This is a genomic window from Aminobacter sp. HY435 (genome assembly GCF_027568395.1).
Classification (GTDB): domain Bacteria; phylum Pseudomonadota; class Alphaproteobacteria; order Rhizobiales; family Rhizobiaceae; genus Aminobacter.
Genome location: NZ_JANKZL010000016.1, coordinates 1 through 26,063 on the forward strand (window position 1 = coordinate 1; position 26,063 = coordinate 26,063).

At 64.3% G+C, this 26,063-nt stretch carries 19 protein-coding genes; 15 read left to right on the top strand and 4 right to left on the bottom strand.

All coding sequences use genetic code 11. From position 1 onward, the window contains the following. The 12 genes from PCJ21_RS20955 to PCJ21_RS21010 all read left to right on the top strand — a co-directional run. A partial coding sequence (locus PCJ21_RS20955; protein ID WP_269933382.1) for a beta strand repeat-containing protein occupies positions 1–4,558 on the top strand: 4,558 nt, incomplete at its 5' end. A 33-nt stretch (positions 4,559–4,591) separates the two neighbouring features. Further along, the gene (locus PCJ21_RS20960) at positions 4,592–4,978 is read left to right on the top strand and encodes a hypothetical protein (protein ID WP_269933383.1); all 387 of its coding nucleotides are present in this window, start codon (positions 4,592–4,594) and stop codon (positions 4,976–4,978) included. 83 nt (positions 4,979–5,061) lie between these two features. Next, positions 5,062–5,436: a hypothetical protein gene (locus tag PCJ21_RS20965; protein ID WP_269933384.1), complete on the top strand. Its 375-nt coding sequence runs from the start codon at positions 5,062–5,064 to the stop codon at positions 5,434–5,436. Between the two features lie 102 nt (positions 5,437–5,538). Continuing rightward, the gene (locus PCJ21_RS20970) at positions 5,539–6,243 is read left to right on the top strand and encodes a lytic transglycosylase domain-containing protein (RefSeq protein WP_269933385.1); all 705 of its coding nucleotides are present in this window, start codon (positions 5,539–5,541) and stop codon (positions 6,241–6,243) included. Between the two features lie 166 nt (positions 6,244–6,409). After that, a complete protein-coding gene (locus PCJ21_RS20975; protein ID WP_269933386.1) occupies positions 6,410–7,618 on the top strand; it encodes an ABC transporter substrate-binding protein in 1,209 nt (402 codons plus the stop codon). Between the two features lie 212 nt (positions 7,619–7,830). Next, positions 7,831–8,142, top strand: a complete 312-nt coding sequence (locus PCJ21_RS20980) for a YtcA family lipoprotein (protein WP_269933387.1) — start codon at positions 7,831–7,833, stop codon at positions 8,140–8,142. Continuing rightward, entirely contained in the window at positions 8,139–9,170 is a 1,032-nt protein-coding gene (gene mdtN / locus PCJ21_RS20985) for a multidrug transporter subunit MdtN (protein ID WP_269933388.1), read from the top strand. Before PCJ21_RS20980 ends, mdtN begins: the two co-directional genes overlap by 4 nt. Further along, entirely contained in the window at positions 9,171–11,333 is a 2,163-nt protein-coding gene (locus PCJ21_RS20990) for an FUSC family protein (protein ID WP_269933389.1), read from the top strand. It abuts the gene before it with no gap. A gap of 11 nt (positions 11,334–11,344) precedes the next feature. Beyond that, complete coding sequence (locus PCJ21_RS20995) at positions 11,345–12,865, top strand: TolC family protein (RefSeq protein WP_269933390.1); 1,521 nt, start codon at positions 11,345–11,347, stop codon at positions 12,863–12,865. Between the two features lie 268 nt (positions 12,866–13,133). Beyond that, on the top strand, positions 13,134–14,507 hold the full coding sequence (locus PCJ21_RS21000; protein ID WP_269933391.1) for a glutamate decarboxylase: 1,374 nt from the start codon (positions 13,134–13,136) through the stop codon (positions 14,505–14,507). Positions 14,508–14,587: 80 nt separating this feature from the next. Next, positions 14,588–16,288: an aspartate:alanine exchanger family transporter gene (locus PCJ21_RS21005; RefSeq protein WP_269933392.1), complete on the top strand. Its 1,701-nt coding sequence runs from the start codon at positions 14,588–14,590 to the stop codon at positions 16,286–16,288. A 26-nt stretch (positions 16,289–16,314) separates the two neighbouring features. Further along, the gene (locus PCJ21_RS21010; protein ID WP_269933393.1) at positions 16,315–17,997 is read left to right on the top strand and encodes a transporter; all 1,683 of its coding nucleotides are present in this window, start codon (positions 16,315–16,317) and stop codon (positions 17,995–17,997) included. A 4-nt stretch (positions 17,998–18,001) separates the two neighbouring features. Here PCJ21_RS21010 and PCJ21_RS21015 read toward each other — a convergent pair whose 3' ends face one another. Beyond that, entirely contained in the window at positions 18,002–19,246 is a 1,245-nt protein-coding gene (locus PCJ21_RS21015) for a TCR/Tet family MFS transporter (protein ID WP_269933394.1), read from the bottom strand. Positions 19,247–19,465: 219 nt separating this feature from the next. Between PCJ21_RS21015 and PCJ21_RS21020 the strand changes: the two genes are divergently transcribed. Next, positions 19,466–20,914, top strand: coding sequence for an aldehyde dehydrogenase family protein (locus PCJ21_RS21020; protein ID WP_269933395.1), 1,449 nt, complete (start codon positions 19,466–19,468; stop codon positions 20,912–20,914). 139 nt (positions 20,915–21,053) lie between these two features. Here PCJ21_RS21020 and PCJ21_RS21025 read toward each other — a convergent pair whose 3' ends face one another. The 3 genes from PCJ21_RS21025 to PCJ21_RS21035 form a co-directional block, all read right to left on the bottom strand. After that, a complete protein-coding gene (locus PCJ21_RS21025; protein ID WP_269933454.1) occupies positions 21,054–21,725 on the bottom strand; it encodes an MBL fold metallo-hydrolase in 672 nt (223 codons plus the stop codon). A 50-nt stretch (positions 21,726–21,775) separates the two neighbouring features. Beyond that, positions 21,776–22,942 carry a diphosphate--fructose-6-phosphate 1-phosphotransferase gene (locus PCJ21_RS21030; RefSeq protein WP_269933396.1) on the bottom strand — a complete coding sequence of 389 codons (1,167 nt, stop codon included), beginning with the start codon at positions 22,940–22,942 and terminating at the stop codon, positions 21,776–21,778. A gap of 119 nt (positions 22,943–23,061) precedes the next feature. Then, positions 23,062–23,778: a L,D-transpeptidase gene (locus tag PCJ21_RS21035; RefSeq protein ID WP_442866056.1), complete on the bottom strand. Its 717-nt coding sequence runs from the start codon at positions 23,776–23,778 to the stop codon at positions 23,062–23,064. 205 nt (positions 23,779–23,983) lie between these two features. Between PCJ21_RS21035 and PCJ21_RS21040 the strand changes: the two genes are divergently transcribed. Beyond that, positions 23,984–24,607 (top strand): LysE family translocator, encoded by a 624-nt coding sequence (locus PCJ21_RS21040; protein ID WP_269933398.1) that lies wholly within the window; start codon positions 23,984–23,986, stop codon positions 24,605–24,607. Between the two features lie 15 nt (positions 24,608–24,622). Next, positions 24,623–25,942 (top strand): tetratricopeptide repeat protein, encoded by a 1,320-nt coding sequence (locus PCJ21_RS21045; RefSeq protein ID WP_269933455.1) that lies wholly within the window; start codon positions 24,623–24,625, stop codon positions 25,940–25,942. Positions 25,943–26,063: the final 121 nt, after the last annotated feature.

Genomic DNA, 26,063 nt, shown 5'->3' on the forward strand with positions numbered 1-26,063 from the left:
CGGCGCAGTCGTCGGCTCGACGGTGGGCGGCGGCGAGATCTTCCGCATCAGCGTCGATGCCAATGGCACGGTGACGCTGAAGCAGTCGGCGGAGATCGACCATCTGCCTGAAACTGCCGATGCGACCAACGACAATGCCAACATCGCGCTTGCGTCGGGCAAGGTGACGCTGTCGGCGACGGCGACGGTGACGGACGGCGACAACGACACGGCGACGACGACGGTGTCTGTCGACCTCGGCGGCAACATCTCGTTTGACGACGACGTTCCTGCGGTCATGCCCAATGCGATCGTGCAGCTCGACGACGATGCTCTCGCCGGCGGGAATCCAGGTGGTGTTGGCGATGCTGACATCAGTCCCACTGCTGGGACGTTGGGGCATAGTTTCGGTGCCGATGGTGCAGGTGCGATCAGCTGGCTGACCACAGGCAATCCTTTGGGCTTCACCTATCAGCTTGGCCCCAACGGTGCACTTGAAGTCCTGCAAGGGGGGACAAAGGTGCTGACTGTGACGCTGGACAGTGCAACTGGCGCCTACTCCGTGACACAGAACGCGCCGATCAAGCACGCGGCTGGAAACAACGAGAACGACCAGACCTTCACGCTGAATTATCAGGTGAGGGACGGCGACAATGACACCGCGACGGGGTCGCTGACGATCAACGTCGACGACGACACGCCTGTTGTCGCCTTTAGCGGTGCAACAAGCGTCAATGAAAACGCGGCTGGCACAGTTGGTGGCACCTATGCGTTCAAGCCGGGTGCAGATGGAACGCTCCTGGGTAGCGGCATCACGATTACGGTTGGTGGGTTCAGCAAATTCATTGCTGCTGCTGACCTGGCCGATGGCGAGACCGTCACTACGCCCGCTGGGCAACTGGTGCTTTCGGCGCCGAATGCTGCTGGCGACGGTACCTGGACCTTCGATCCGAGTTCAGTCACGGCGACGACGACGGTGAACATCTCTGTCACCTTGACCGACAATGACAATGACACCGCTACCGTCACGCATTCGATCAAGGTAAACAATGTCATTACACCGTTGACGATCAACGGAGCAGTTACCGGCGTCGTCGAAGAAGAGCACGGTCTGCCTGGCGGCAACGAAGACCAGACCGCCAATCCTGACAACGATGGCGATACGGTCGTTGACTCCAACGTCACCACAAACGTGGCGAGCGGCAGTTTCGGAGATTTGATCACCGGTGGTATCGATGGCAACCTGACCTTTGCCTTCAACACGCTTTCCGGCAATCCCGCCGTTCAGACGGTGTCCAATGGTCCGCTGACTTCAGGGGGGCTGCCGGTGCTGTTCGCCCTCGATGGTGGCAACCTTGTCGGTTATGTCAACAAGGGCGGCACTGGTGGATATGAGGCGGGCGCCGACACCAAGGTGTTCACCCTCACTCTTAACCCGGCGACCGGCGTCTACAGCTTTACGCTCAATGCGCCAGTCGATCATCCGGTTAATTCGCAGGCTACGGAAGACTCCATTGCCATCAACCTGAATGGCTATGTGACGGTGACCGACGACGGTGGCCCGGCCGGAGACACCAAGTCGCTCGACGCGTCGATTACCGTCATCGACGACGTGCCGATAGCCAACAACGACACCGCAACCCTGAACGTCGTGGTCGACGAACTCGGGGTTGGCGAGATCGTGGGCGCCTGGACCAACATCGACATGACGTCGGGCAGTGCAACGTCCTATGATCGTGACGGCGACGGTGCGACGGACGAAATTCGCTGGGGATCGGAGAGCAACCAGTCGGGCTACGGCTTTGTCGACAACGCCTTGCTGGTGAACACGTCAGTGACGACCAACGAGACGTTCACCCTCGGCACATTCACGCACTACAATTTCCCAGTGACCGGCGGAAGCTTGGACACGGTGACGCTGACGGTGAACTTTACGGCGATCATCAACGGCGAGGAGGTTCAGGTCGGGCCAATCGAGATCAGTTTCGATCACACGGAAACCACGAATACCAACGATCCGGTTGCAAGCCGCGACATCATCTCGATCTCGACGACGACCGCGACGGTCAACATCGCGGGGCAGAACTACACGCTCGACGTCCTGGGCTTCGTGACCAACCCTAATGATCCGAACGCCCAGCCCGTCACGACGGTCTATACCGACGAGAATGCCAGCAACAGCTATCAGTTGGCTGTGCGCCTCGTCTCGTCCGACACGACGAGCCTTACCAGCAAGGGCAACGTCATCAGCAATTCCGATGCTTCGGGGGCCGACCTGCCGTTGCAGGTTACCGCAATCGCCCATGGCGCCACCACTGACAATTCGGCCGATGGTTCGGGCGACTTCCAGGTGGTGGGCAACTACGGTACCCTGGTCATCAACAAGGACGGCACCTACACCTATACGCTGACCGACGACGCCAGCGACATTCCCGCAAACGCCTCCGAGATCTTCACCTACACGGTCAAGGATGCCGACGGCGACCCGGCGACAGCGACGTTGACGATCAACGTCAACAAGGACGACAGCGGCGCAAATCCGCTGCATAGCGACCGCGTGCTGACCAACGTTAGCGGCAACAACGTCGTCATCTCCGAGGAAGCACTTCGGGACAATGACGACGCCGGATCGACGATTTCGGGCGTAAGCAACCCGATTGATGGCACGGTGTCGCTGGGAGGCGGAAACGTCACCTTCGTCGACAATGACGGCGACGGCGGTTCGTTCACCTACAACGGCCAGAACGGCGGCTCGCCCGACAGCGCATCGGTGACGATCGGGCGTCAAAACACTGGAACGCTTACCGGCACTGCCAACAGCGAGATCCTGATCGGACGTGACTCCGGAGACACGATCAATGGAGGCGGCGGCAACGACTACATCCTCGCCAATGGCGGCAACGACACGATCGACGGCGGTATCGGTGCCGACAAGATCTTCGGCGGCGCAGGCAACGACACGATCATAGCCGACCAGGCCGACAAGCTGATCGACGGTGGCGATGATGTCGATACGTTGCGTGTCGGGGGGAACTTCACCAGCAGCAGCGATGCCCAGATCGTCGGCATCGAAAACGTGACGCTTACCACGCAGGCAACGGTGAACCTGTCCAACCAGACGGAAGCGTTCACAATCACCGGGTCGTCCGGCAACGACACAATCATTGGTGGCGCCGGTGGGGACTCGATCACCGGCGGCAAGGGTGGCGACACCATGACCGGTGGCACAGGCGCTGATACCTTCAAGCTTGCCAGCGGGGATACCACTCTCAGCATCGGTGGTAGCGGGAACTCTGGCACGATCTCCGGCTTCGACGTCATCAAGGATTTCTCGACCGCTTCCGACAAGCTGGATTTCAGTGTGACGCCGTTTGCCGCAGGCGACACCACTGCAACAAACGGCAATAACTCTGATCTTGAAATAAGTGGAAACGAAGTCAGTTCGCATCGGATTTCGAACGGCATCATCACCTTTGATGATACCGGATCGTATGCAAATGCATTGACGATCAACAATTGGGCAAGGGTTGCCGCAGTTGTCGACTATCTGCGACAGAACGACCTGGGCAATGCCGGCGCCACGGTGGCATTCACGGCCACAATCAGTGGTGTGGCGCACACCTTTGTCTACCAGCAGGTTGGCAGCAGCCCGAACGCCACTAATGATTTGCTTGTCGATCTTGAGGGCGTGACGATCAGCAACCTGTCCAACCTTATTGGAGTGGGCAAGCCGATCGACCCGATCATGCTCGACCTCGACAACAACGGCATGTCGTTCTCAGACGTCGGCGGCGGTATCCGCTTCGACATCAACGCCGACGGCGTGGCCGACCAGGTCGCCTGGAACACCAGCGGCGACGGCATCCTGGCCTATGACGTCAATGGCGATGGCAAGATCGACAGCGGCGCCGAGATCTTCACGCCGAACTTCGGCGGCGGCAACTTTGCCACCGGCGCCGAAGCGCTGGCTTCGCTCGACAGCAACGGCGACGGTATCGTCGATGCCAATGACGAGGCCTTCTCCAAGCTGCTGATCTGGCAGGACGCCAACAGCGACGGCATCGGCGAAGCAGGCGAGCTGACACATCTCAGCGACCATGGCATCACCGGCCTCGGCACATCGACGACGCCGTCGAACGATGTCATCGACGGACAGACCGTGGCCGGCGAGGGCGCCGTCCACTATGCTGACGGCTCGTCGGGCACCTATGTCGAGATGATGCTCGATGCGGCGCTGGGCAGCCACGACGATGCCCCGCCATCCGGCGAAACCTTCGTCGTCGACGGGCTCGATGTCGCCGACATCATCCCGGACTATGACGGCGGCAAGGGCGACCAGCTCGATCTCAGCGCATTGCTGAGCGGTCTGGCACCCGATACCGACCTGGCGGCGCAGGGGTATGTCAGCGTCGTGCAGAACGGCGCCGATGCCGAGGTCAGGGTCGATGTCGATGGCGGCGGAGACAGCTATCAGACTGTCGCGGTGCTCGAGAACTTCAGCTATAATAGCGAGACGAACGAGACCGTGAGGGTGCTGTTCGAAGATAATTCAGGCAACAAGCATTCAGATACTCTATGAGTGCTTGTCGAAAGTAGGACAGACAGCGGTTCGATGACTGACAACAAGCCGGACGCAACCGACGAAGGGGCAGGCGCCTTGCCGCTTGCCCCCGTCGTCGACATGGCTTCGTGGTACGGGGAGGCGGGTTTTGCCGACCTGCCGATGCTGGCGCCGAGTCCGCTGCCACCGATCGACCATTCAGCGCTCGGCGAAATCCTTGCTGATTCGCTGTTCGGTGAGGTCATCGAAATCTCCGACCTGTTGCCGCAGCTGCTGGCCAGCGGCAACGACGACGGGGCTGCGCAAGGTGGGGACCTTGCAATGACATCGGTGCCTGAGAGTGAAAGTGTCGACCTCGCGGACAACGGGTTCTTGGTCGCCGCACCATTCACCATCCTGTTCGAAGAGGATGGCCCATCGGGGCACGGCACGCTTTGAGTTCTGGAATACGCCCGGTGTTTGCCGGGTGGGGACATGTGGGTGACAGCCGGCAGCGATGCCGGTCAGGAGAGGGACTGAAAATGGCATTCAACTGGACGAAGCGGTCGGCGCTTGCCGGCCTTTGTGTTTTCGCAGTCGCCGGCCAGGTCGCGGCGGCCGATCTCATGGACATGCCGACGGCGGACTATTGCCGGACGGTGACGACTTCCAATCTCGCGCTGACCGAAAACATCGGCGAGCTCAAGACCGAGGTCGTCCGGCTGATGGACGAGTCGGTGGCTGCCGCCAACAGCTCGCAATGGATCGACTCCTCGCGCCCGGTCTTCGTCTGGGCTTCGGAGGCCAAGGTCGCCTGCGGCATGGCCTATGGCTACCTCAAGACCAGCTATCGCGACGAGGATACCCTCAACAAGTGCGAGTGCTTCCACAGCCGAATGGTGGAATACATGCGCTGACCGAGGGCGAGCAGCGGGATCGCCGTGACGCAGTGCCGGCCAGAACGGCGAAGGCCTGGCGCGGCGGGTCGTTGCCTTGCCACAGCGTTTTGTGCCGGCCTGATGCTGCCCGTGGCAGCCGCCTCGGCTTCGGTGATTGAGTTTTCGCTGGGGCGGGCCGACCAGCCCCAGCAGCGGGTGGAAACGGAGTGCGGACAGCTGGATGCGGGCTCCGGCAGGCAGGCCTACCGCGCCGTGGCCAGTTGTGAGGCGCGAGCCCGGAAGCTGCCGGCGGAGTTCGCGCTGGCGGTGATGGAGATCGAAAGCCGCTACGATCCGGAGGCACGCGGGGAAGCCGGCGAGGTGGGCCTGATGCAGGTCATGCCGGCCACTGCCAGGCTGATGGGCTTTCGCGGAACGCCAGATGAGCTTGCCGCGCCGCGCACCAACATCGTGTTTGGCGTGCGCTACCTTGCCGATGCGTTTCGGCTGGCGGGAGGAGATCTCTGCACGACGGTGATGAAGTACCGCGCCGGCCATGCGCAGACGCGGTTCTCGGCACTTTCGGTGCGCTACTGCCTGCGGGCGCGGGCGATCCTGAGGCGCGACGGCTACCAGGTGACGGGTTCGGTGCCGGAGGCGACGTTCGGTTTTGCCGCGGTGGCAGGCCTTGGCGAGGTCACGGCGACAGGCTCGGCGACACCCAAGGGCGTTTGCATCAGGCGGTCTTTCGTTCCAGGGCCGCGCTACATGCGCTGTGCCGAGTATCGGCCCGCTGCCCAGGCTCGTCACATACGCTCCTTGCGCGCCAGGCTGTTCGGTGGCTAATGCTTGACCCAAGGCAGGCCCGCAGTGCTATCGCGTCTCGGACATTCATAGGACCTTGCGAGCGGTCAGGTGCCACGCTGAACTGCCGGGCCGATTTTCGACACGGCTCGGGGATTCCGCGTGAGGCGCCTGTTTCCAAACTGGAATGGAAGGGCAGGGAGGAATGATGAGGGGAGCCAGACATTCCGTGCCTGGGGCTGCCGCACTGGTGGCAGCAGCCTTGTTGCTGCCGCTCGGCCTTGTCGCCTGCCAATCCGGCAGCAACGAGGAGTTGCTCGGCACTGCAGCCACGGAGAGCACGGCGCCAGAAACCGGTCCCGCCAGCTCGGGCCCGGCGAAGTCGGGCGAGACCATGGGCAAGGGGCCGGTGAAAATTTCCATGCTGCTGCCGCTTTCGGCCAGTGGTGCTGCTGGCGAGCGTGGCCGCAAGATGCGCGATGCAGCTGCGCTTGCCATGACCGACCTGGGCAATGACCTGCTGACGCTCTCGGTCGAGGACACCGCCGGCGACGAGGCTCGCGCGCGGACGCTGACGACCGGCGCGCTGGCCTCCGGCTCGAAGCTTGTCATCGGGCCGTCGGAACAAGGCGCCGTGCGCCAGCTCGCGGGTCTGTCGGGCAGCAACAGGCCGCTGGTGCTGGCGCTTGCGGACAATTATGCCGGTGCCCCCGGGGTGTACTCTGTCCGGCTGAACGAGGCCGACAGTGCCGCCGCCGGGGCTGCAGCGATTGCTGCCAAAGGCGCGCGCAAGTTCGTGCTGTTCACGGCCGAAGGCGATGCCGGCAAGAGCATTGAAAAGCGTGTCGCAAACAGTCTCAGCATCTATGGAGCGACGCTTGCGATGAGCCTGCCGTTTGGTCCTTCGACCGGCGGGTCCGACAAGGCTGTTGGCGACATGATGGCGCTGATCAGCGATCCGCAGGCGATCGTGATTGCCAGCGGCAGCGCCAACCCGGCACCGCTGGTTTCGGCATTGAAGGCAAGAGGCCTGCTTGCCAACAATGTAACGCTGATCGGTTCAAATCGCTGGCTCGAGCATGGCATCGGTGATCCCGCCCTGCAGGGCGCCTACATTGCCACGCTCGACAGCGCCGAGATCGGGCCCATCGCCGAGCGTTTCCGCAAGGCCTACAGCTACGAACCCGACGTCAACGTCGCCTATGGCTACGATACAGTGGCGCTTGCCGCAGGCATCGCGAGCGCACTGGGTCCCAAGGGCTTTACCAAGAAGGTGCTTGAAAATCCCACGGGCTTCCGCGGTTCGACCGGCGTCTTTCGGTTCCGCGAGGATGGTGCCGGCGAGCGCGCCATGCCTTTCTACCGCGTCGACAAGGGCAAGCTCAAGCAGGTCGAGAAGTCGACGTCCGGTTTCTGACGCGACCCTGCGTGAGCGGTATCAATGCCGAGTTGGCCTGTGCCACCAAACGCAACTGAGCTGTAGGCAACGCCCTTTGCCTATTGTTCCGGTCCCAAACAGCGCTACCATTCTGCCTACAGACGTGCAGGAGAGGCGGCCGGACCGTATTGATCATCGAGGTGGGACGCAAACATAGCGCGCATGGCGTGCGCTTGCGCGGGATTTGGTGAATGGCAGGGCGTCATTTGCCGGCCTGCCGGCGTGTGCTCAGGGCATTGTGCCCGGGGGCTCTGCTCGCCATCTCCGCAACGCCAGCTGCCGCGTTCGCGGTGGCGCCAAGCGTGCCGATCTTCGGGTCGTACTTCCCGGTCTGGATCATCTGCGCGGTGCTGGGCGTGATCGCCGCGGTGATCGGCCGGCAGCTGTTCATCTTCCTTGGGCTCGATGAATTCCTGCCGCTTCGGCTGCTGGTCTATCTGTGCCTTGCGATCGGGTCGGCGCTGGCGATCTGGTTCTTCTGGTTCGGAGGCGTCGTGCTTTGAGCTGGGGCGAGCGCATCCGGGCAGTCATCGCGACCCTTTTGGGATGGTCGATCATCGCCGCGACGCTGGTCGGCGGCTACCTTGCCTATTCCATCCTTGAAAACAGCCCACGCACCGATGTCGCCGAGATCGACGCGCCTGTCGTCCAGATGTCTCCGACCGTGCCCGGCCGGATCATCGCCTTCCATGTCGTCAACAACCAGGCGGTGAAGAAGGGCGAGGCGTTGTTCGAGGTCGACCCCGAGCCGTACCGGCTGCGGCTCGACCAGGCGAAGGCAGAACTCAGGGCGACCGAATCGGAGGTCGAGCAGGGCGGCCGCAACATCTCGACCGAGCAATCGAACGCCGAGGTGGCGCAAAAGCAGATCGAGCGCGCCCGCATCAACAGCGATCTTGCCAAGCAGACGCTGGACCGGCTGGTGCCCTTGCTGCCCAAGGGCTACGTCACCGCCCAGCAGGTCGACGAGGCGCGGACGCTCTACAACGACTCGCTGGTCAGCCTGGAGCAGGCGCTGCGCCAGTCGCAGGGCGCCCACCAGATCATCGGCACGCTGGAGACGCGCAAGGCCCAGGTCGAGGTCGCGCGCGCGGCGGTGGCGCTGGCCGAGCGCGACCTGCGCAACACGGTGGTGCGTGCGCCGTTCGACGGCAAGATCGTCGGGCTGACACAAGACGTCGGCGAGTATGTCATCACCGCGCAGACAGTGTTCACGCTGATCAATTCCAACGCCTGGGAGGCTGTCGCCTTCTTTCGCGAAACCGAACTCGGACGCATGAAGGTCGGCGACAAGGCGCAGGTCTTTGCCATGGCTGACCCGACGCTGGCGATCGAAGGCACCATCGAAGGCATCGGCTGGGGCGTGCGTTCCGACGACGCCGTCAACCTGCTCGGCATGCCCTTGATATCGAAGTCGCTGAACTGGGTTCGCGTGGCTCGTCGCTTTCCGGTGCACATCCGCCTGCACAACCCGCCTGACAATCTGATGCGGGTGGGCGCGTCGGCGGCAGTCGTGGTCAGCGAGCGCTAGATGGCGGTGGCGGGCGGCAGTCGCAGCATGCTCGGCGTCTTCTGGGACGAACTGCAGCCCTATCCGGGGCGCCTCGGCATGTCGCTGCAGACGTCGGTGCTCTGCATGGCCGTGGTCATCACCGCCATGGCGCTCGAGGTGCCAGAGGCCGCGCTGTCCTGCTACCTGCTGTTCTTCGCCGCGCGCGACAATGCCGGCGAGGGCATACTGATTGCGGTTGCGCTGATCGGCGGGGCGACACTGGGCATTGCGCTCGGCGTCGTGTTCCTGGCGTTTTCGGCCGATGAGCCGATGCTTCGTATCGCGCTGATGATCCTCTTCACATTCGGCGGCATGTTCTTCTCTCGCGCCAGCCAGGCTGGCGAAGTGGCTGGAACGGTGGGTTTCGTCTTTGCCTTCGTGGTGTCGCTCGACGGGCTGGTGCCGACGCCGGAACTGCTGATCCGGGCGCTGGCCTGGATGTGGGTGGTGGTGTTCTTTCCGATGCTTTACCTCGTCATCGCCAACATAGTTGCAGGGCGCAACCCGGCGACGATGGCCAGACAGGTGGTTGTGGATAGGCTGCAGGCGGTGGCGGCGCTGCTCGCCAGCCCTTCGGCCGAGACCAGGGGCAGGGTGGTCGAGCTGCTTGGCGAGGGTAGCGCCGGCGCGCGCAAGTATCTCGACGTCGCGCGACTGCTGAGCTTCGCGCCAAAGGCCGAGATGCAGCGGACCGCCGAGCTGGTCGATCGATCCTACCGGCTGATGGTCGTCGCCGAAGCGACCTATGCGAACGACGATATGGACGCAGTTACGGCGGTGGAACGTGCTGCATTGGCGCAGGCATGCCACCGCCTTGCAGCACAGGCCGGCCGCAGCCCGCGTCCTGGCAGCGTGCCCAGCTTCACGGTCGGCCCGGCTGCCCGGACAGACAGGGAAGCGGACGACGTTGCCGCCCTGATCGACGATGTCGGTTCCGTTCTGACGTCGGCGCGCCCGCCGCAGGCGGCGCCGAGGCCCGACATCGCCCACCTGATCGGCGAGGTCAGCGAGATCCTGTCGCCGGAGCGCGAACCCAAGCCGGCGCTCAAGCCGGGGGCTGAACCGATGCTGGCGCCGGACGCCTTCACCAATCCCGAATATGTGCAATTCGCGCTGAAGACGACGCTCGCGGTGATGATCTGCTACATTTTCTACACCGCGCTCGACTGGTTCGCGATCCATACGGCGATGATCACCTGCTTCTACGTCGCGCTCGGCAGCACCGGCGAGACCGTGCACAAGCTGACGCTGCGCATCATCGGCTGCCTGATGGGCGGCGCGCTTGGCGCGCTGACCATCATCTTCCTGATGCCGCACATGGTCGAGATCGGCCAGCTGGCGGTCGTCGTCGGGGTCGTCGCCTTCGTCGCCGCATGGATCGCCAATGGCAGCGAGCGCATCTCCTATATGGGCTGGCAGCTGGCGCTGGCGTTCTTTCTGTGCACGATCAACAGCTTCGGTCCGGCCTACGACCTCGATGAGGCGCGCGACCGTATCATCGGCATTCTGGTCGGCAACGTGGTGATGTTCGTGGTATTTTCGACGATATGGCCGGTCAGCGTGATGGCGACGATCCGCTCCAGCCTGGTCGCCTGTTCCCAGGCGCTGGCCAATATCGCCGGGCCCGCCGCATCGCCGGCCAACCGGCTGCTCGACTACGAGCGCCTCCATACGGCGCTAGCGGCCTCCCGGCGCTACCACCGCTATCTCGCCTTCGAACCGGCGGCCAACAGGCGGCAGCGCGCCGAACTTGCCGAGATGGACAACGCGCTGGCAGGCATTGCCGAAATGGCGGCGCCGGTGACGCTGATTGCCGAACATGGCGACGCCTCGGACAGTCTGCGCAGCGCCCCGCATCCGCTCAAGAAGACCCTGGACGCGTTCCGCACAAGCGTCGCCGGCTATCTCGCCAGCCTTGCCGCACGGTTGCACCAAGGTGATGATGAAACTCTGCTGCCGGCCTGGCGCCACTCTCCCGAACACGCGCAGGCTGTGTGGGCGCGTACGCGGCGGCGCGCCTTGGACGACGGCCAACGGCTGCCCGTGGCGCTTCAGGCAGATATCACCGGCCGGCTGGAACTGTACCGGAAGCTCGACCGCCGCATGGCGAACCATGCACCGCAACGGGGCGGACGCCGATGATGTGTGTTCACATGCGCCGCGCCAGAATGACGCTGCCGCTGTTGATGGCGGCGCTGAGTTTGATTGCCGGCTGCGCGACCTCGGCGCTCGATCTTGCGCCCGCGGATTCGTCGTCGCCCTACAAGGCCGCTTCCGCCGGCGCCAGGGCCGAGCCGACCGGCGCGCGTGACTTTGCAGTCGCAGCAGACCCCAACCTGCCGGTCGAGACCGCCCAGCCGAGCATAGACAGCACCCATGCCCATACGCTGCCTGAACTGATCGACATCGCGCAGTCCAGCAATCCGCTGACCAAGGCGGCATGGGAGCGCACGCGCCAGGCGGCGCTGGCCGTTGGCGTGGCCAAAGCGACATACCTGCCGATCCTGTCGGCCGACATACTGGCGGGGTACGAGCGCAGTTCGCATGTCGCGGCCGGCCTCGACGTCGGCCCAATCGACGTGCCGCCAGGCACCATCGTGACGACGGGAACGCAGTTTGTGCCGTCGGCGACGGTCAAATGGCTGCTGTTCGATTTTGGCGGGCGCGAGGCGGCCAAGAACGCCGCCCAGGAACTGTCCTTCGCTGCGAACGTCACGTTCAACGGTGTGCACCAGAAGCTGATCTTCGACGTCTCCAACGCCTACTACATGCTGACAGCATCGCGCACGCAACTGTCCATTGCCCGGCAGACGCTGAGCAACGCCAAGAACATTCTCGCCGCGGCGGAAGCGCGGCGGGCGCGTGGCATCGGTACGACCATCGAGGTGGCCCACGCCAGGCAGCAGGTTGCGCAAGCCGAATTCGACCTGACGCTGTCGGTCGGGCACGAACGCTCCGCCTACCAGGCAGTGCTCGGGGCAATGGGCATATCGCCGACCGCTTCGATCAAGGTGGCTGACGCCAGCGGCCGAGCGTTGCCACGGGCGGTGCCGCAGAACCTGGACAGGCTGATACTCGCCTCGTTGCAGCGCCGGCCCGACATCCAGGCAGCCTTTGCGCGGGTGAAGGCCGATCAGCACGGTATCGAAGCGGCCAAGGCGGATTTCCTGCCCAAGGTTGCCCTGATCGGCTCGCTGAACCGGCAATACGGACGATACAGCGTTGATGACAGCCGCCTGCCGGGGGATGCCAGCCTCAACGTCAACCATCCCAATGCGAGCGTGCTGCTTGGGGTCACGATGCCGATCTACGACGGAGGCATCAAGGCAGCCAAGCTGAAGGCGGCCGAGTCGCAGGTTGCGGCATCGCGTGAAGAATTGCTGCAACTGGAGAACGTTGCGGCGCGGGAGATCGTGACCGCCTACGATTTGCTGAGGACCAACCTGGCTTCGTATACGGCGGCGACGTCACTCACCAATGCCGCCAATGTCACCTACCAGGCGACGCTGGACTACTACAAAAACGGGCTTGGAACGATCGTCGAGGTCAATGCCGCCCAGACCGGCCTGCTGCAAGCACGACTTGCCCAGGCGACGGCGCACAGCAATGCACTGATTGCCGCGGCGACCATGGCCTTCGCCTCGGGCACACTGACCAACAGGTCGTCGCCATAGCAGCCTGCTGCGCTGCCATCGTACCACCTGCAGTTTCAACTTCGCGAGCAGAAGATTGTGAGGTGCTGCCTTGACCAAGCGCAACGCAACCCTAATCTTGCCTTCGGGGGCAATGTCACGCTCGAATGTGCGTACTGTTGTTTCGCCTCCCGCGTTTGCCGGTGGAGGACTTTTCCAGACGACAATCTGAGCCGAGTTGCCAAACTGTCATGTAGCCTCGGTACTTGATGAGCAGTTTTCCTCCCCGATTTTCGAAAGGAAAGTAGCCGTGAAGCACAAATCCCCCTTCGACCTGTTCTATGACGAGTTCAACGAGGAAATCCCTGAGGACAAGTTTCCTCGAAACAGCATCTCGGCTTTTGCCGCCGAAGCGATCGTCAACAGCGAGGCCTGGTCCGACTCGCAACCGGTGATGAACCTGTCGTCCTTCGTCACCACCTTCACCGAGCCGGAAGCGCTGGAAGTCGGGCGGCGCAATTTCCTCAAGAACTACATCGACCACGACATGTATCCGCAGCTGTTCGCGATGGAGACGCGAATGGTGAAATGGCTGCACGAGCTGTGGAACGGACCCAAGGATGCGGTGCCGTATGGCACAGCCACCGTCGGCTCGTCGGAAGCCTGCATGCTGGCCGGGCTTGCCCACAAGTGGAACTGGCGCAAGGCACGCGAGGCTGCCGGAAAGGACGGCAGCAAGCCGAACATGGTCACCGGCGGCAACGTCCAGATCGTGTGGAAGAAGTTCCTGCGCTACTTCGACGTCGAGCCGCGCATTGCGCCACTGAAGCCAGGCAACTACCGGCTGACGACCGAACACCTGGATAAGCTGGTCGACGAAAATACGATCGCCGTGGTGGCGATCGCGGGTCAGACGTTCACCGGTGAGGACGACGATTTTCAGGAGATCCACGACTGGCTCGACGCCTACGAAAAACGCACCGGCATCAACATTCCGATGCACATCGACGGCGCCTCCGGCGGTTTCGTCAACCCGTTCCTCTATCCCGACTACAAGTGGGACTTCCGCCTGCCGCGCGTGAAATCGATCAATGCTTCGGGCCACAAATATGGCCTGGTGCCGCCCGGTCTTGGCTGGGTGATCTTCCGCGATCGCTCGGTGTTCAACGAGGAGCTGGTGTTCTACGTCAACTATCTTGGCGGCGAGATGCCGACGGCAACGCTGAACTTCAGCCGCAACGCAGCACAGATCGCCTATCAGTACTACACCTTCGTGCGGCTGGGTTTCGAAGGCTACAAGGAGATCATGCAGCACACCGTCGACAACGCGCAGCGCCTGCGCGATCTGCTGGTGAAGAGCGGCTACTTCGTCATCATGAACGATACCCAGCGCATCCCCGTGGTGGCGCTGACGCTGAAAAGCGAGTTCAAGAACTTCAACGAGTTCGACGTCTCGGCCAAGGTGCGCGAGCGCGGCTGGGTGCTGTCGGCCTATTCGATGCCCCCCAACGCCGAGACGGTCAACAGCCTGCGCGTGGTGGTCAGGCCGCATCTCAACCTGAATGTCATCAACGGGCTGGCCCAGGATATCATAAAGGCCTGCGACTGGCTGAAGGAGCATGGCGGCACCTCGACGCCGCCGAAGCTGCACGATCATACCAAGGCCACGGTCAGCAAGTGCTGAACGGGTCGATGACCCGCAACCGGCAATGAGGATGGCAATGCCTGCGCCTGACCGGGCGCAGGCCATTCCGGAGACGCGCAGTGATCGCATTGTTGCAGTACCTCGCAGACTACCCCTACGTCCTGCTGTTCCTGGTCGTTGGCCTCGCCGTGTGGATCGGCGGCTTCACCTTCAAGGGCTACGGCCTCGGATCCGTGGCTGGCGCAATCGTCGTCGGCGCCGGCCTGTCGGCCTTCGCCGCGGCCTTCGGCGTCACCTACAAGCTCGACGAATTCACCAAGTCGCTGTTCTACTACCTGTTCATGTACGGCGTTGGCCTGCGCGTCGGGCCGTCATTCCTCAATTCGCTCAACGCCGAGGCGTTCAAGTACGTCACGCTGGCGGTGCTTTCCTGCATCACCGCCCTGGCCATCACCGTCATCGGGGTGCGCTACCTGAATCTGCCGATGGGCACCGCCGGCGGCATCCTCGCCGGCTCCAACACCATGTCGGCGGCGATCGGATCGGCGCAGCAGGCAATCAGCTCGGGGATTGTCGTGCCCCCTGCCGGAACCACCGAGGACCAGGTCAGCGCCATGATCGCGCTGTCCTACGGCATCACCTATATCTGGGGCACCGTCGGCATCGTCATGCTGTGCAAGTACCTGCCGCGCTGGTGGGGGCTGGACGCCAGGGTCGAAGCCAAGCGCTATGAGACCGAGCATGGCGTGGCCAATGTCGACGATCCGGGCATCACCGGGTTCCAGCCGTTCGGCATGCGCGCTTACCGGCTGGTTCAACCCGAGACAGCCGGACAGACCATCCACCAATTCCGCGTCAAGTATCCGCAGTATCGTATTCTCAACGTGCGCCGGGGCGACGAACTGCTGGGCGCCGATCCAAACCTCGTCCTCAAGCTGGAGGACGTGGTGGCGCTTGGCGGAACGGCGGAAGACCTGACGAGCAACATGGGAATTATCGGGCCCGAAGTGCCGGGCAACCGTGTCCTCAACATTCCCATCGATCAGGCCGAAATACTGGTCACGCGCAAGGACATGATCGGCAAGAAGCTCGGCGAACTGCGGAGCGAGGACCTTGCCGGGCAGATCCAGCTTACCCGCCTGGAACGCGCCGGACACCCGCAGCCGATCGGCCGAGATTTCAAGCTCCAGCGCCGCGACGTGCTGTACGTGACCGGCCTCAAGCCGGCGGTTGACGAGGCGGCCCGGATACTCGGCGTTGTCGCGCGCCACAACACCTCGACCGATCTGGTCACGCTATCGTTCGGCATGATCCTCGGCTTCCTGATCGGCGCCATCCAGTTTCCGGCCTTCGGCGCCTCGATCGGCCTCGGCAATGCCGGCGGGCTCTTGCTGTCGGGCATCATCGTGTCGTCGATCTCGTCGCGTCTGCGCTATTTCGGCAATACACCGAACGCCGCGCGCAACATCCTCGAGGATATGGGCCTGCTCGTCTTCGTCGCCATCGTCGGCGTCAATGCGGGGGCCGGACTGACCTCGCAGATCACCGGCGATCTCGCCCTGAAGATCCTGCTGGTCGGCTTCCTTGCCTGCACCATCCCGCCGATCATCGTGTGGATGGTCGGCTACTACGTCTTCCGCATGAATGCGGCTCTGCTGATGGGCGCAACCGCCGGCGCGCGCAGCCATTCCGGACCGGCGCGCGAAGCGGCCAAGGAGGCCGACAGCAACGTGCCGTGGCTAGGCTTCCCGGTGGCCTATGCGGTCTCGGGCGTGCTGCTGACGGTCGGAGGCTATTTCGCGATGCTGCTCGCGCACTAGCTTGGCGGCCATGGGGAGGGCGGGGAATGGAACTGTTGCGGCCGATCATTCATTCGCCCGAGGCGATGCTGTTTCTCACTGTGGCGATAGGGGTGGGGTTCGGTCGCCTCAAGCTGGGCGGCTTTTCCTTCGGCAATGCCGCGGGAACGCTGATCGTCGGCACAACCCTGGGCGCCCTGCTGGGAGGCGCGGCACCCGAACTGTCGCCGACGCTGAAGTCGGTGGCGTTCCTGTTGTTCGTCTTCGCCGTCGGCTTCCAGAGCGGGCCGCAGTTCTTCTCGTCGCTTGGCCGCACGACGTTGCCGCTTGCGGTCATCGCTGTAGTGGTCACAAGCACGGGCCTGGCCAGCGCCATACTGGTGTCCAGGTTGTTCGGCTTCGACCAGGGCAGCGCCATCGGGCTGGCCGCCGGCTCGCTTTCAGAGACTGCAATGCTTGGTACCGCCTATGGTGCGCTGAACGAGCTTGGGCTTCCGCAAGAGCAGCTATTGTCGACACAGGGGCAGGCGGCGGTGGCGTTCGCGCTGACCTATGTCTTCGGCACCATCGGGGTGATCCTTTTTTGCTCGCAGCTCGGGCCGCGACTGATCGGGGTTAACCTGAAGGAGGAAGGCCGCAAGTTCGACAGCGCGCTGTCGCAGGTCGCGGTCGGCGGCGGCCAGCTGCTCGATGTGCGTTCGCTGGTGGCCCGCGCCTTCAGGGTCGACCAGGCCGATGGTGAGACGATCGGCCAGCTGCGGGAGCGGTTGGGGACGCAGGCGTCGATCCAGCGCGCGCGCCGCCGTGGCAAGGACCTGGAGCTCACGCCGGAAACGGTGCTCAAGCGTGGCGACCTGATCGCCTTGCAGGGCTATCGCCCGGCGATCGTGCGCGCCGCACCGCGCATCGGCAAGGAAGTGGTGGCGGATGAGCTGGTGCGCGACCTGCTCGGCCATGGCGCGGATGTGGTGTTGGCGCCGCGCTTTGCCGGCAAGACGCTGTCGCAGGCGGTCGGCATGCTTGGCGAAAGCGGTCGCGGCGTTTTCTTGCGCGGCATCAAGCGCCAGGCGCAGGAGATCCCCGTGACTGCACAGACGGTGTTGGTGACCGGAGACATCCTCAGCCTCGCCGGCACGGCTGAACGACTTGACGAGGTGTTGCCGCGCATCGGCGAAAGCCTGAGCACCGGCAAGCGCGCAGACATTTCATTCCTTGCGGTGGGGTTGTTCTGCGGCGCGTTGATCGGGCTTGCGACGCTGACGGTGGCCGGCCTGCCGATCACACTGTCGACCGGCGGTGGCGCGCTGGTCGCCGGCCTGATTTTCGGGTGGTGGCATGCGCGTCATCCGGAACGCCACAACGTGCCGGTCGCGGCGACCCAGATCATGTGGGACTTCGGTCTCGCGACATTCTGCGCGCTGGTCGGTCTCACGGCCGGTCCGCAGGCGATCGCAGCTCTTGCCGCCGATGGCGCCAGGCTGCTTGTCGCCGGGGTCTTCGTGACGCTGGTCCCACAACTGGTCGGCCTTCTGGTCGGGCACTTCGTGCTCAAGGTCGAGCCGATCCTGCTGTTCGGCGCGCTGGCCGGCGCGCAGACGCAGGATGCGGCGATGCTCGCCGCAAGCGATGTTGCGGAAAGCTCGGCGCCAGCGCTCGGCTTCACCGTTCCCTACGCGATCGGCAACATCCTGCTGACGATCATGGGGCCGGTGATCGTGGCTTTGACGTGAGGCGTCAGGCCGTCTTCTCAGCCTCTTCGGCGCGTCCTGCCTTGCGGGCCACCACCCAGCCCAGAGCTGCTGCGCCCAGCAGCACCACCGCCGCGATGTAGAATGACAGACCGGGATAAGGCATCGGCGTGCTCTCCCGCACAGTCCAGGCGTAGACGGCGCCGAAGAACAGCGGCGAGGCAACGCCGGCGACGCTTGCGACGCTCATGTTGGCGCCCTGCAGCTGGCCCTGTTCGGATTCCGAGACGCGCTGGGTCATCAGGGACTGCGTCGTTGGCATGGCTAGCCCCCAAAGCGCGTTCGGGATGATCGCCAGCGAGAACCAGAAGCCGGTAGGCGCGAGGCCCATGCAGGCGATGCCGAAAGCGCCGGCAAACAGGCCGAAGACCATTGTGGCGCGGTCGCCGAAACGCTTGGCGACAGGGCCGACAATGAGGCCCTGTACGATCATGTCGAGCACGCCGACCATAGCCAAAAGCGTGCCGACCTCCCAGGCATGCCAGTTGTAGCGATAGGCGGCATAAAGCACGAACACCGCCGAGAAGACGTGGTGGGAGAAATGCAGCAGAAAGGTCACGGCGGCGAGGCCGGTCAGTTCGGGATGCGAGCGCAGCAGCAGCATGGCGCCAAATGGATTGGCCCGGCGCCAGGAAAACGGCATGCGCTTTTCCGGCGCAAGCGATTCCGGCAGCACGAACGCGCCATAGAGGAACGCCAGCCCGCTCATCGCGGCGGCGACCCAGAATGGCGCGCGCGGCGAGATCTCGCCGAGGAACCCGCCCATCAATGGGCCGGCGACGAAGCCGGCGCTGAAGGCGGCGCCGATCAATCCGTAGGCGCGGGCGCGGCCCTCAGGCGGCGTGATGTCGGCCATGTAGGCGAACACGGTGGTGAAGCTCGACGAGGTGATGCCGGCGATGATGCGGCCGAGCGCCAGCCACCAAAGGTTCGGCGCCACCGCCATCAGCACATAGTCGGCGGCGAGGCCTGCCGTCGACAGGAGGATGACCGGCCGGCGGCCATAGCGGTCGGACAGGGAGCCGATGATCGGCGAGCAGACGAACTGCATGGCAGCCCAAAGCGCGATGAAGACCCCGTTGATCCAGCCGGCATCGGCGTTGGAGCCGGCATATTCCTCGATCAGCGAAGGCAACACCGGAATGATGATGCCCATGGCAATGATGTCGAGCACGGCGGTGACAAAGATGAAGGTGATCGCCGCCTGGCGACGGGAGCCAATGATTGACATGGTGGTGGCCTCGATGGAGGACGGCTTATAGGGGCTGTCCGACCTGCGATCCACCCAGAGTGGTGAAAATTAGCAAAACCTACTGACATTGTGACAGCCGCCGGCAAGCGCTGACCCAGGTCTTTCCGACAACGGGCTGCCGACCTAAAAATGCAGTCGGATTCAGGACATGGCTGGCCGGCGCGCCGGTCTACAAGACGGCCAAACAGGGAGCATGCCATGCTGCGCAAGACGGATTTTTTCATCGACGGAAAATGGGTCGCGCCCGTTGTTGCGAAGGAGCTGGAGGTCATCAACCCGGCCGACGAGCAACCGTTCGCGGTGATCTCGCTGGGCTCGACGGCCGATGTCGACAAGGCGGTGGCCGCTGCCCAACGTGCTTTCCTGTCGTGGAGCACGAGCAGCCGTGAGCACCGCCTGGCGCTGCTCGAAAAGCTGCTTGCCGCCTACAACCGCCGCATGCGCGACATGGCCGAGGCGATTTCGCTCGAGATGGGCGCGCCGATCAAGCTGGCGCTGGAATCGCAGGCGGCCTGCGGCGCCGGGCACATCGAGAGCTTCATCGACGTGCTGCGCGATTTCGAGTTCGAGGAGCCGCTCGACGCCAGGAACCCCGGGGAGCGGATCGTGCGCGAGCCGATCGGCGTGTGCGGACTGATCACACCGTGGAACTGGCCGATGAACCAGGTGACGCTGAAGGTCGTGCCGGCGCTGGCCGCCGGCTGCACCGTGGTGCTCAAGCCATCGGAGATCGCGCCGATGTCGTCGATCGTCTTTGCCGAGATGATCGGGGAGGCGGGCTTCCCCGCCGGCGTGTTCAACATGGTCAACGGCGACGGCCCTGGCGTCGGCGAAGCGATGTCGAGGCATCCCGGCATCGACATGATGTCGTTCACCGGCTCGACACGCGCCGGCGTGGCGGTAACCAAGGCCGCTTCCGAGACGGTCAAGCGCGTGACGCTGGAACTCGGCGGCAAGTCGCCGAACATCGTCTTCGACGACGTCGACCTGGAAGATGCAGTGACGCGCGGGCTGGCGCATTGCTTCGAGAACACCGGCCAGTCGTGCAATGCGCCGACGCGCATGCTGGTGCAGCGCCCGGTCTATGGCAAGGCGGTCGATATCGCAGCGAAATACGCGGCGTCGGTGAAGGTCGGCAATCCAGCGGAAGACGGCGACCATATCGGCCCGCTTTCGTCGGACGTTCAGTTCGACAAGGTGCAGGGGCTGATCGAGGCTGGCATCAAGGAAGGCGCGCGGGTCGTCGCCGGTGGCATCGGCCGCCCCGAGGGCTTCAACCGCGGCTACTTCGTGCGGCCGACGGTGTTCGCCGACGTCAACAACCAGATGCGCATCGCCCGCGAGGAGGTGTTCGGCCCGGTGCTGGCGATGATCCCGTTCGAGACCGAGGAAGAGGCGATCGCGATTGCCAACGACACGCCCTACGGCCTGTCCGCCTATGTGCAGTCGGCAGACAAGGTTCGCGCCCAGCGCGTGGCCCGCAAGCTGCGCGCGGGCATGGTCCAGATCAACGGCACCGATCGCCCCTATGGCAGCCCGTTCGGCGGCTACAAGCAGTCGGGCCTCGGCCGCGAAGGCGGCAAGTGGGGGCTCGAGGACTTTCTCGAGGTCAAGGCGATCAGCGGGTTCGAGGAAGGTCTGGGGTAACAATTTCCCCCTCACCCGACCTCCGCTACGCTCGGTCGACCTCTCCCCCGAGGGGAGAGGAGATCTGCCGCGTTGACGCCTGCCTCTTCTCCCCAGCGGGGAGAGGGTGGTAGCGAAGCGACCGGATGAGGGGGCAATTCTACCCCTCGTTCCTCCGCAGATACTCCACGGCAATCTCACGCATCCTGGCGCCGTCCATGCTGTGGGCGTGGCCGCCATGGGCGACCCGCACGGGCAGGCCGATGAGCCGGCGCATCGTCGCGCAATAGGCGGTGCGGTCGGAATCGGGCATGTCGTCGACCAGCAATCCGCCATGGACGGCGTCGCCCGAAAACAGCGTGCCGTCGCGTTCGTCGAACAGGCCGATGGATCCCGGCGAATGTCCCGGCAGGTGCAGAACGGTGAAGCTGCGGTCGCCGAGGTCGATCTGCTCGCCCTCGTCGAGCAGGCGGTGGAGCGGGGCGGGCGCGATGGCGTAGTCGGCGGAATGCCAGCCGGGCCAGGGCAGTTCGGAGACTGCGCCGGGGAAGTTGCGGAACATGTTGGCGTAGGTCGCCTGGTCCGGCATGGTTTCGAAGAAGGGCGCCTCGATGCGCGGGCCGGCGCGCCAGGCGAATTCGTGCAGCGAGCCGACATGGTCGAGATGGACGTGGGTCGCGACCGCCAGCAGCGGCTTGCCCGGTGTCGTCCCGATCTCCGGGGCGAGCGGGCAGATGCCCATGCCGGTGTCGACCAGCATGTCGAAATCCCTGCCGCGCACCAGCCACATGTTGGCGCGGCAGTAGTCGGTGACGAACGGCTCTGTCAGCATCGTCACGGTTGCGTCGACGATGCTTTTCGAGAACCAGCCGGGGCGGGGCGTCACACGAACGGCCTGCCGATCTGGAAGCGGCCGGGCACCAGCCGGCGCAGATAGTCCATGCCCTTTTCCGACAGGTGGTTGACGTCGGGCAGCATGTAATTGTCGGGCATGTGCCGGGTCTTGCCGGCGACGTTGGACAGGGGCACCAGCCTCAGCACCGTCTTGCCGCCCTCGTATTTCAGCGCCACCGAGCCGCCGCCCTTGTCGGCCGCGTCGATGGCGAAGACGCCGGCGTCGTAGGCCTCTTGCGCGTCGACGGGATTGACCGCGCCGATGTAGCCGCGTGGCATGTAGCCAAGCGCGTCGACGCGGGCGCGCTTGCCGGGCAGGCCCTCGGCGAGCGCGTTTTCGAAGGCGCGGCTGAGATCGCTGCCGGACAGCTTGATGTTGCCATGAGCGTCGCGCTCGAGCTTGTCGGCGGGCACGATGCTCTCGACCAGAGCGCGTCCGTCGGCAGTGGTGACGCCTTCGGAGACGGCGACGACGCAGCGGCGGTGGCGGGCAAGCGTCTCCTTCACCTCGTCGATGAAGCGCGGCACCGAGAATGCGCGCTCCGGGACATAGATCAGATGCGGGCCGTCGGATTCCTCGTCGCGCCAGGCGGCGGCGGCGGCGGTGAGGAAGCCGGCATGGCGGCCCATGACGATGCCGACATAGATGCCGGGCAGCGCGCGGAAGTCGAGGTCGACCGAGAGGAACGCGCCGGCGACGAATTCGGCCGCCGAGATGAAGCCCGGCGTGTGATCGTTTTCCTCGAGATCGTTGTCGATGGTCTTGGGCGCATGGACGAAGGCCATGCTTCCCTGGGCCGCGTCGGTCAGGATCTGCTGGGTTCCGGCGGTGTCATTACCGCCGATATAGATGAAGGCCTGGGCGTCGGCCTTCCTGAGGCCTTCGAGGATGACTGCGCAATAGGCGGCGTCGGGCTTGTCACGGGTGCTGCCGAGCGCTGCGCCCGGCGTTGCCGCGATGCGCCGCAACTGCTCCTCGGCGATGTCGGTCAGATCGACATAGTCGCCGTCGCGGATGCCGCGCACGCCGTGGCGCGAGCCGAGAATGCGCGCCTTGGGATGGCGCCGGCGGATTTCCAGGATAGCTCCGGCCATCGTCTGGTTGATGACGGCGGTCGGACCACCGCCTTGCGCGATCACGAATGTCGAGGGCATGCGGCCATCTCCCCATGGTGCCATTTTCCGGCACATTCGTCCTTCTGGTGGTCGGACGCAATGGGAGATTCTGTCGCTTCAGGCAGGAATGCCGGATCGCCGACCCCGGCCGCCAAACCCTAGCTGACGACAATTGGCGTCTTGCCGTTGACGCGGCTGAACAGGTCGATGACGTCCTGGTTGATCATGCGCACGCAGCCCGACGACATGGCTTGGCCGATGGTCCACCACTCCGGCGAACCATGCACGCGGTAGCCGGTGTCCTTGCCGTCCTTGAAGATGTAGAGCGCACGCGCGCCGAGCGGATTGTCGAGGCCGCCGGGCTGGCCGCCACGCCATCTTTCCAGTTCTGGCTTGCGCACGATCATTTCGGGGGGCGGGGTCCAGGTCGGCCACTTCTTGCCGTACTGGATGTTGGCGCGGCCATTCCAGAGAAATCCGTCGCGGCCGATGCCGACGCCGTAGCGGATCGCCTCGCCACCAGGCTGCACCAGATAGAGATAACGTTCCTGCAGCCGCACGACGATGGTGCCGGGCGCTTCGCCAGTCGGATCGACCACGATTTGGCGGCGATATTTGGGATCGACCTTCTTGAACGGGATTTCGGGCAGCGTGTAGCCCTCGTCGGTGAACGAGGCGTACATCACTTCCGGTCCGGTGACTTGCTTGTCGACGCTGATCTGCGGGCGGATTGAGCCGGTCGAGGTGGTGTCGAGGCCCATTTCCGGGATTTCGAGATCGAGGGTGCGTGTGCAGCCGGCCAACAGACCGGTGGCGCCAAGGCCCAGCAGGACGGCGCGACGCGAGGTGAGCTTGGCGTCCGGGGATCCGATCAGGCCGGATTTCGGCGAAAGGGGCGATTTCGACACGGCACAATTCCACTCGTTACAAGGGGCCGGACCGAAACGCGCAGTCCTGCCGATAGACCGCATTTTCGGCGTTCATGGTTGACAAAGAGTGAATGCGGCGTGTGCCGCCGTAAGGGCTTTACAACCGCACGGCGGCGGAGCTTGATCCCCTTTCCAAAGAGGGAGCATTGCCATGTCGTTCGAAAGCTGGGCCGCCTTTGCCGCCGCGTCCGCGGTGCTGCTGGTCATTCCCGGCCCCACCATCCTGTTGGTCGTGTCCTACGCGCTCGGCCAGGGCTGGCGCACCGCATTGCCGATGGCGGTCGGCGTGGCGCTGGGCGATTTCACCGCGATGACGCTGTCGATGCTCGGCATCGGCGCGCTGCTTGCCGCGTCCGCCACCGTCTTCACCATCGTGAAGTGGATCGGTGCGGCCTACCTGATCTATCTTGGTATCAAGCTGTTTCGCGCCGGTGGGTCGCTCGACGCCAAGCCGCGCACGGATGCCGCATCGGCCGTCAAGATGATGGCGCATGCCTGGATCGTCACGGCGCTGAACCCCAAGAGCATCACCTTCTTCGTCGCCTTCCTGCCGCAGTTTCTCGACCGCAACGCCGATTTCTGGACGCAGATGCTGGTCTTCGAGCTGACCTTCCTGACGCTCGCCTTCGCCAATGCCTTCGGCTACGCGCTGGTCGCAGCTCGGGCTCGAAGTGTCGTGTCCAATCCGCGCGCGATCCGCATCTTCAACCGCACCGGCGGCACTTTGCTGGTCGGCGCCGGCATTGCCGCCGCGGCCGCGCGCTCGGGGCACTGAGGATTTTTGGCCGTGGTGAAGGATCGGCTCGGGCTCGCCCTTTCAGGAGCGGATGAGGCAGCCGCCGCGCATTTCGAGCGTGGGGTGAGCGAACTCCAGCGTTTCGTCGGCGATCCGGTGGGCTCGGCCGACATGGCGATTTCGACTGCGCCCGATTTCGTCATGGCGCATGTGCTGAAGGGCTGGCTCTACGGCCTGTCGACCGAGCGCGAGGCGATGGCGGTCGCTGGCGACTGCCACGCCGTCGCCACCGGGCTCGCCGCGACGGCGCGGGAAAAGGCGCATGTCGCGGCGCTTGGCCGTCTCGCCGCCGGGCATTGGCACGAGGCCGGGCACATCCTCGAAGAGTTGACGGCGGAGCATCCTGTCGACGCGCTGGCGCTGCAGGCGGGACACCAGATCGATTTCTTCACCGGCAACGCGCAGATGCTGCGCGACCGTATCGCCAGGGCGATGCCGGCGTGGAGCAAGGGCATGCCCGGCTATCACGCCATCCTCGGCATGCAGGCCTTCGGCTTCGAGGAGATGGGCGACTATGCCCAAGCGGAGGCGCTGGGCCGCGAGGCGGTCGGGCTCGAGCCACGCGACGGCTGGGCCCAGCACGCAGTGGCGCATGTGATGGAGATGCAGAGCCGCCAGCGCGACGGCATCGCCTGGATGCGCGGCAACACCGATGCCTGGACGAAGGAGAGTTTTCTCCAGGTCCACAACTGGTGGCACCTGGCGCTGTTCCACTACGATCTCGGCGAGACCGGCGACGTGCTGGCTCTCTACGACGGGCCGATCTACGGCGCGCAGTCGAAGCTGGCGCTCAACATGGTCGATGCCTCGGCGATCCTGTGGCGGCTGCATCTCGGCGGCGTCGATGTCGGCGAGCGCTGGGCCTGCCTCGCGGCGAACTGGGCGCCCAAGGCTGCCGCCGGCAACTACGCCTTCAACGACGCTCATGCGATGATGGCCTTCATCAGTGCCGGGCTCGAAACGCCGGCCAGGGCAATGCTCGACGCCCAGCGCGAGGCGATCGCCCGCGACGACGACAATGCCGCTTTCACGAGGGACGTCGGCCATCCCGTCACGCTGGCGATCAAGGCCTTCGGGGAGGGGCGCTATGGCGAGACTGTGCGGCTGCTTGAGCCGGTGAGGGCCATTGCCCACCGCTTTGGCGGCAGCCACGCCCAGCGTGACGTGATCGAACTGACGCTGATCGAGGCGGCCTTGCGCGACGGCGACGATGCGCTGGCCGTGAAGCTCGCCTCTGCGCGCAACCATGCACGGCCGGCAAGCCCGCTGTCGGGCCTGTTCGTCCAGCGCGCGGCACTGCTCGCGCATGGCTGACCACGCTTCAGAGGCTGCAGCGAGGCGTTTGAGTTATTTTTTGCGAGTTCCGAAATAAATGTCGACCCGACCCCGGAAAGTTTGCTAATAAGCTCCGTCCGTCGGAGGAACGGGACGATGC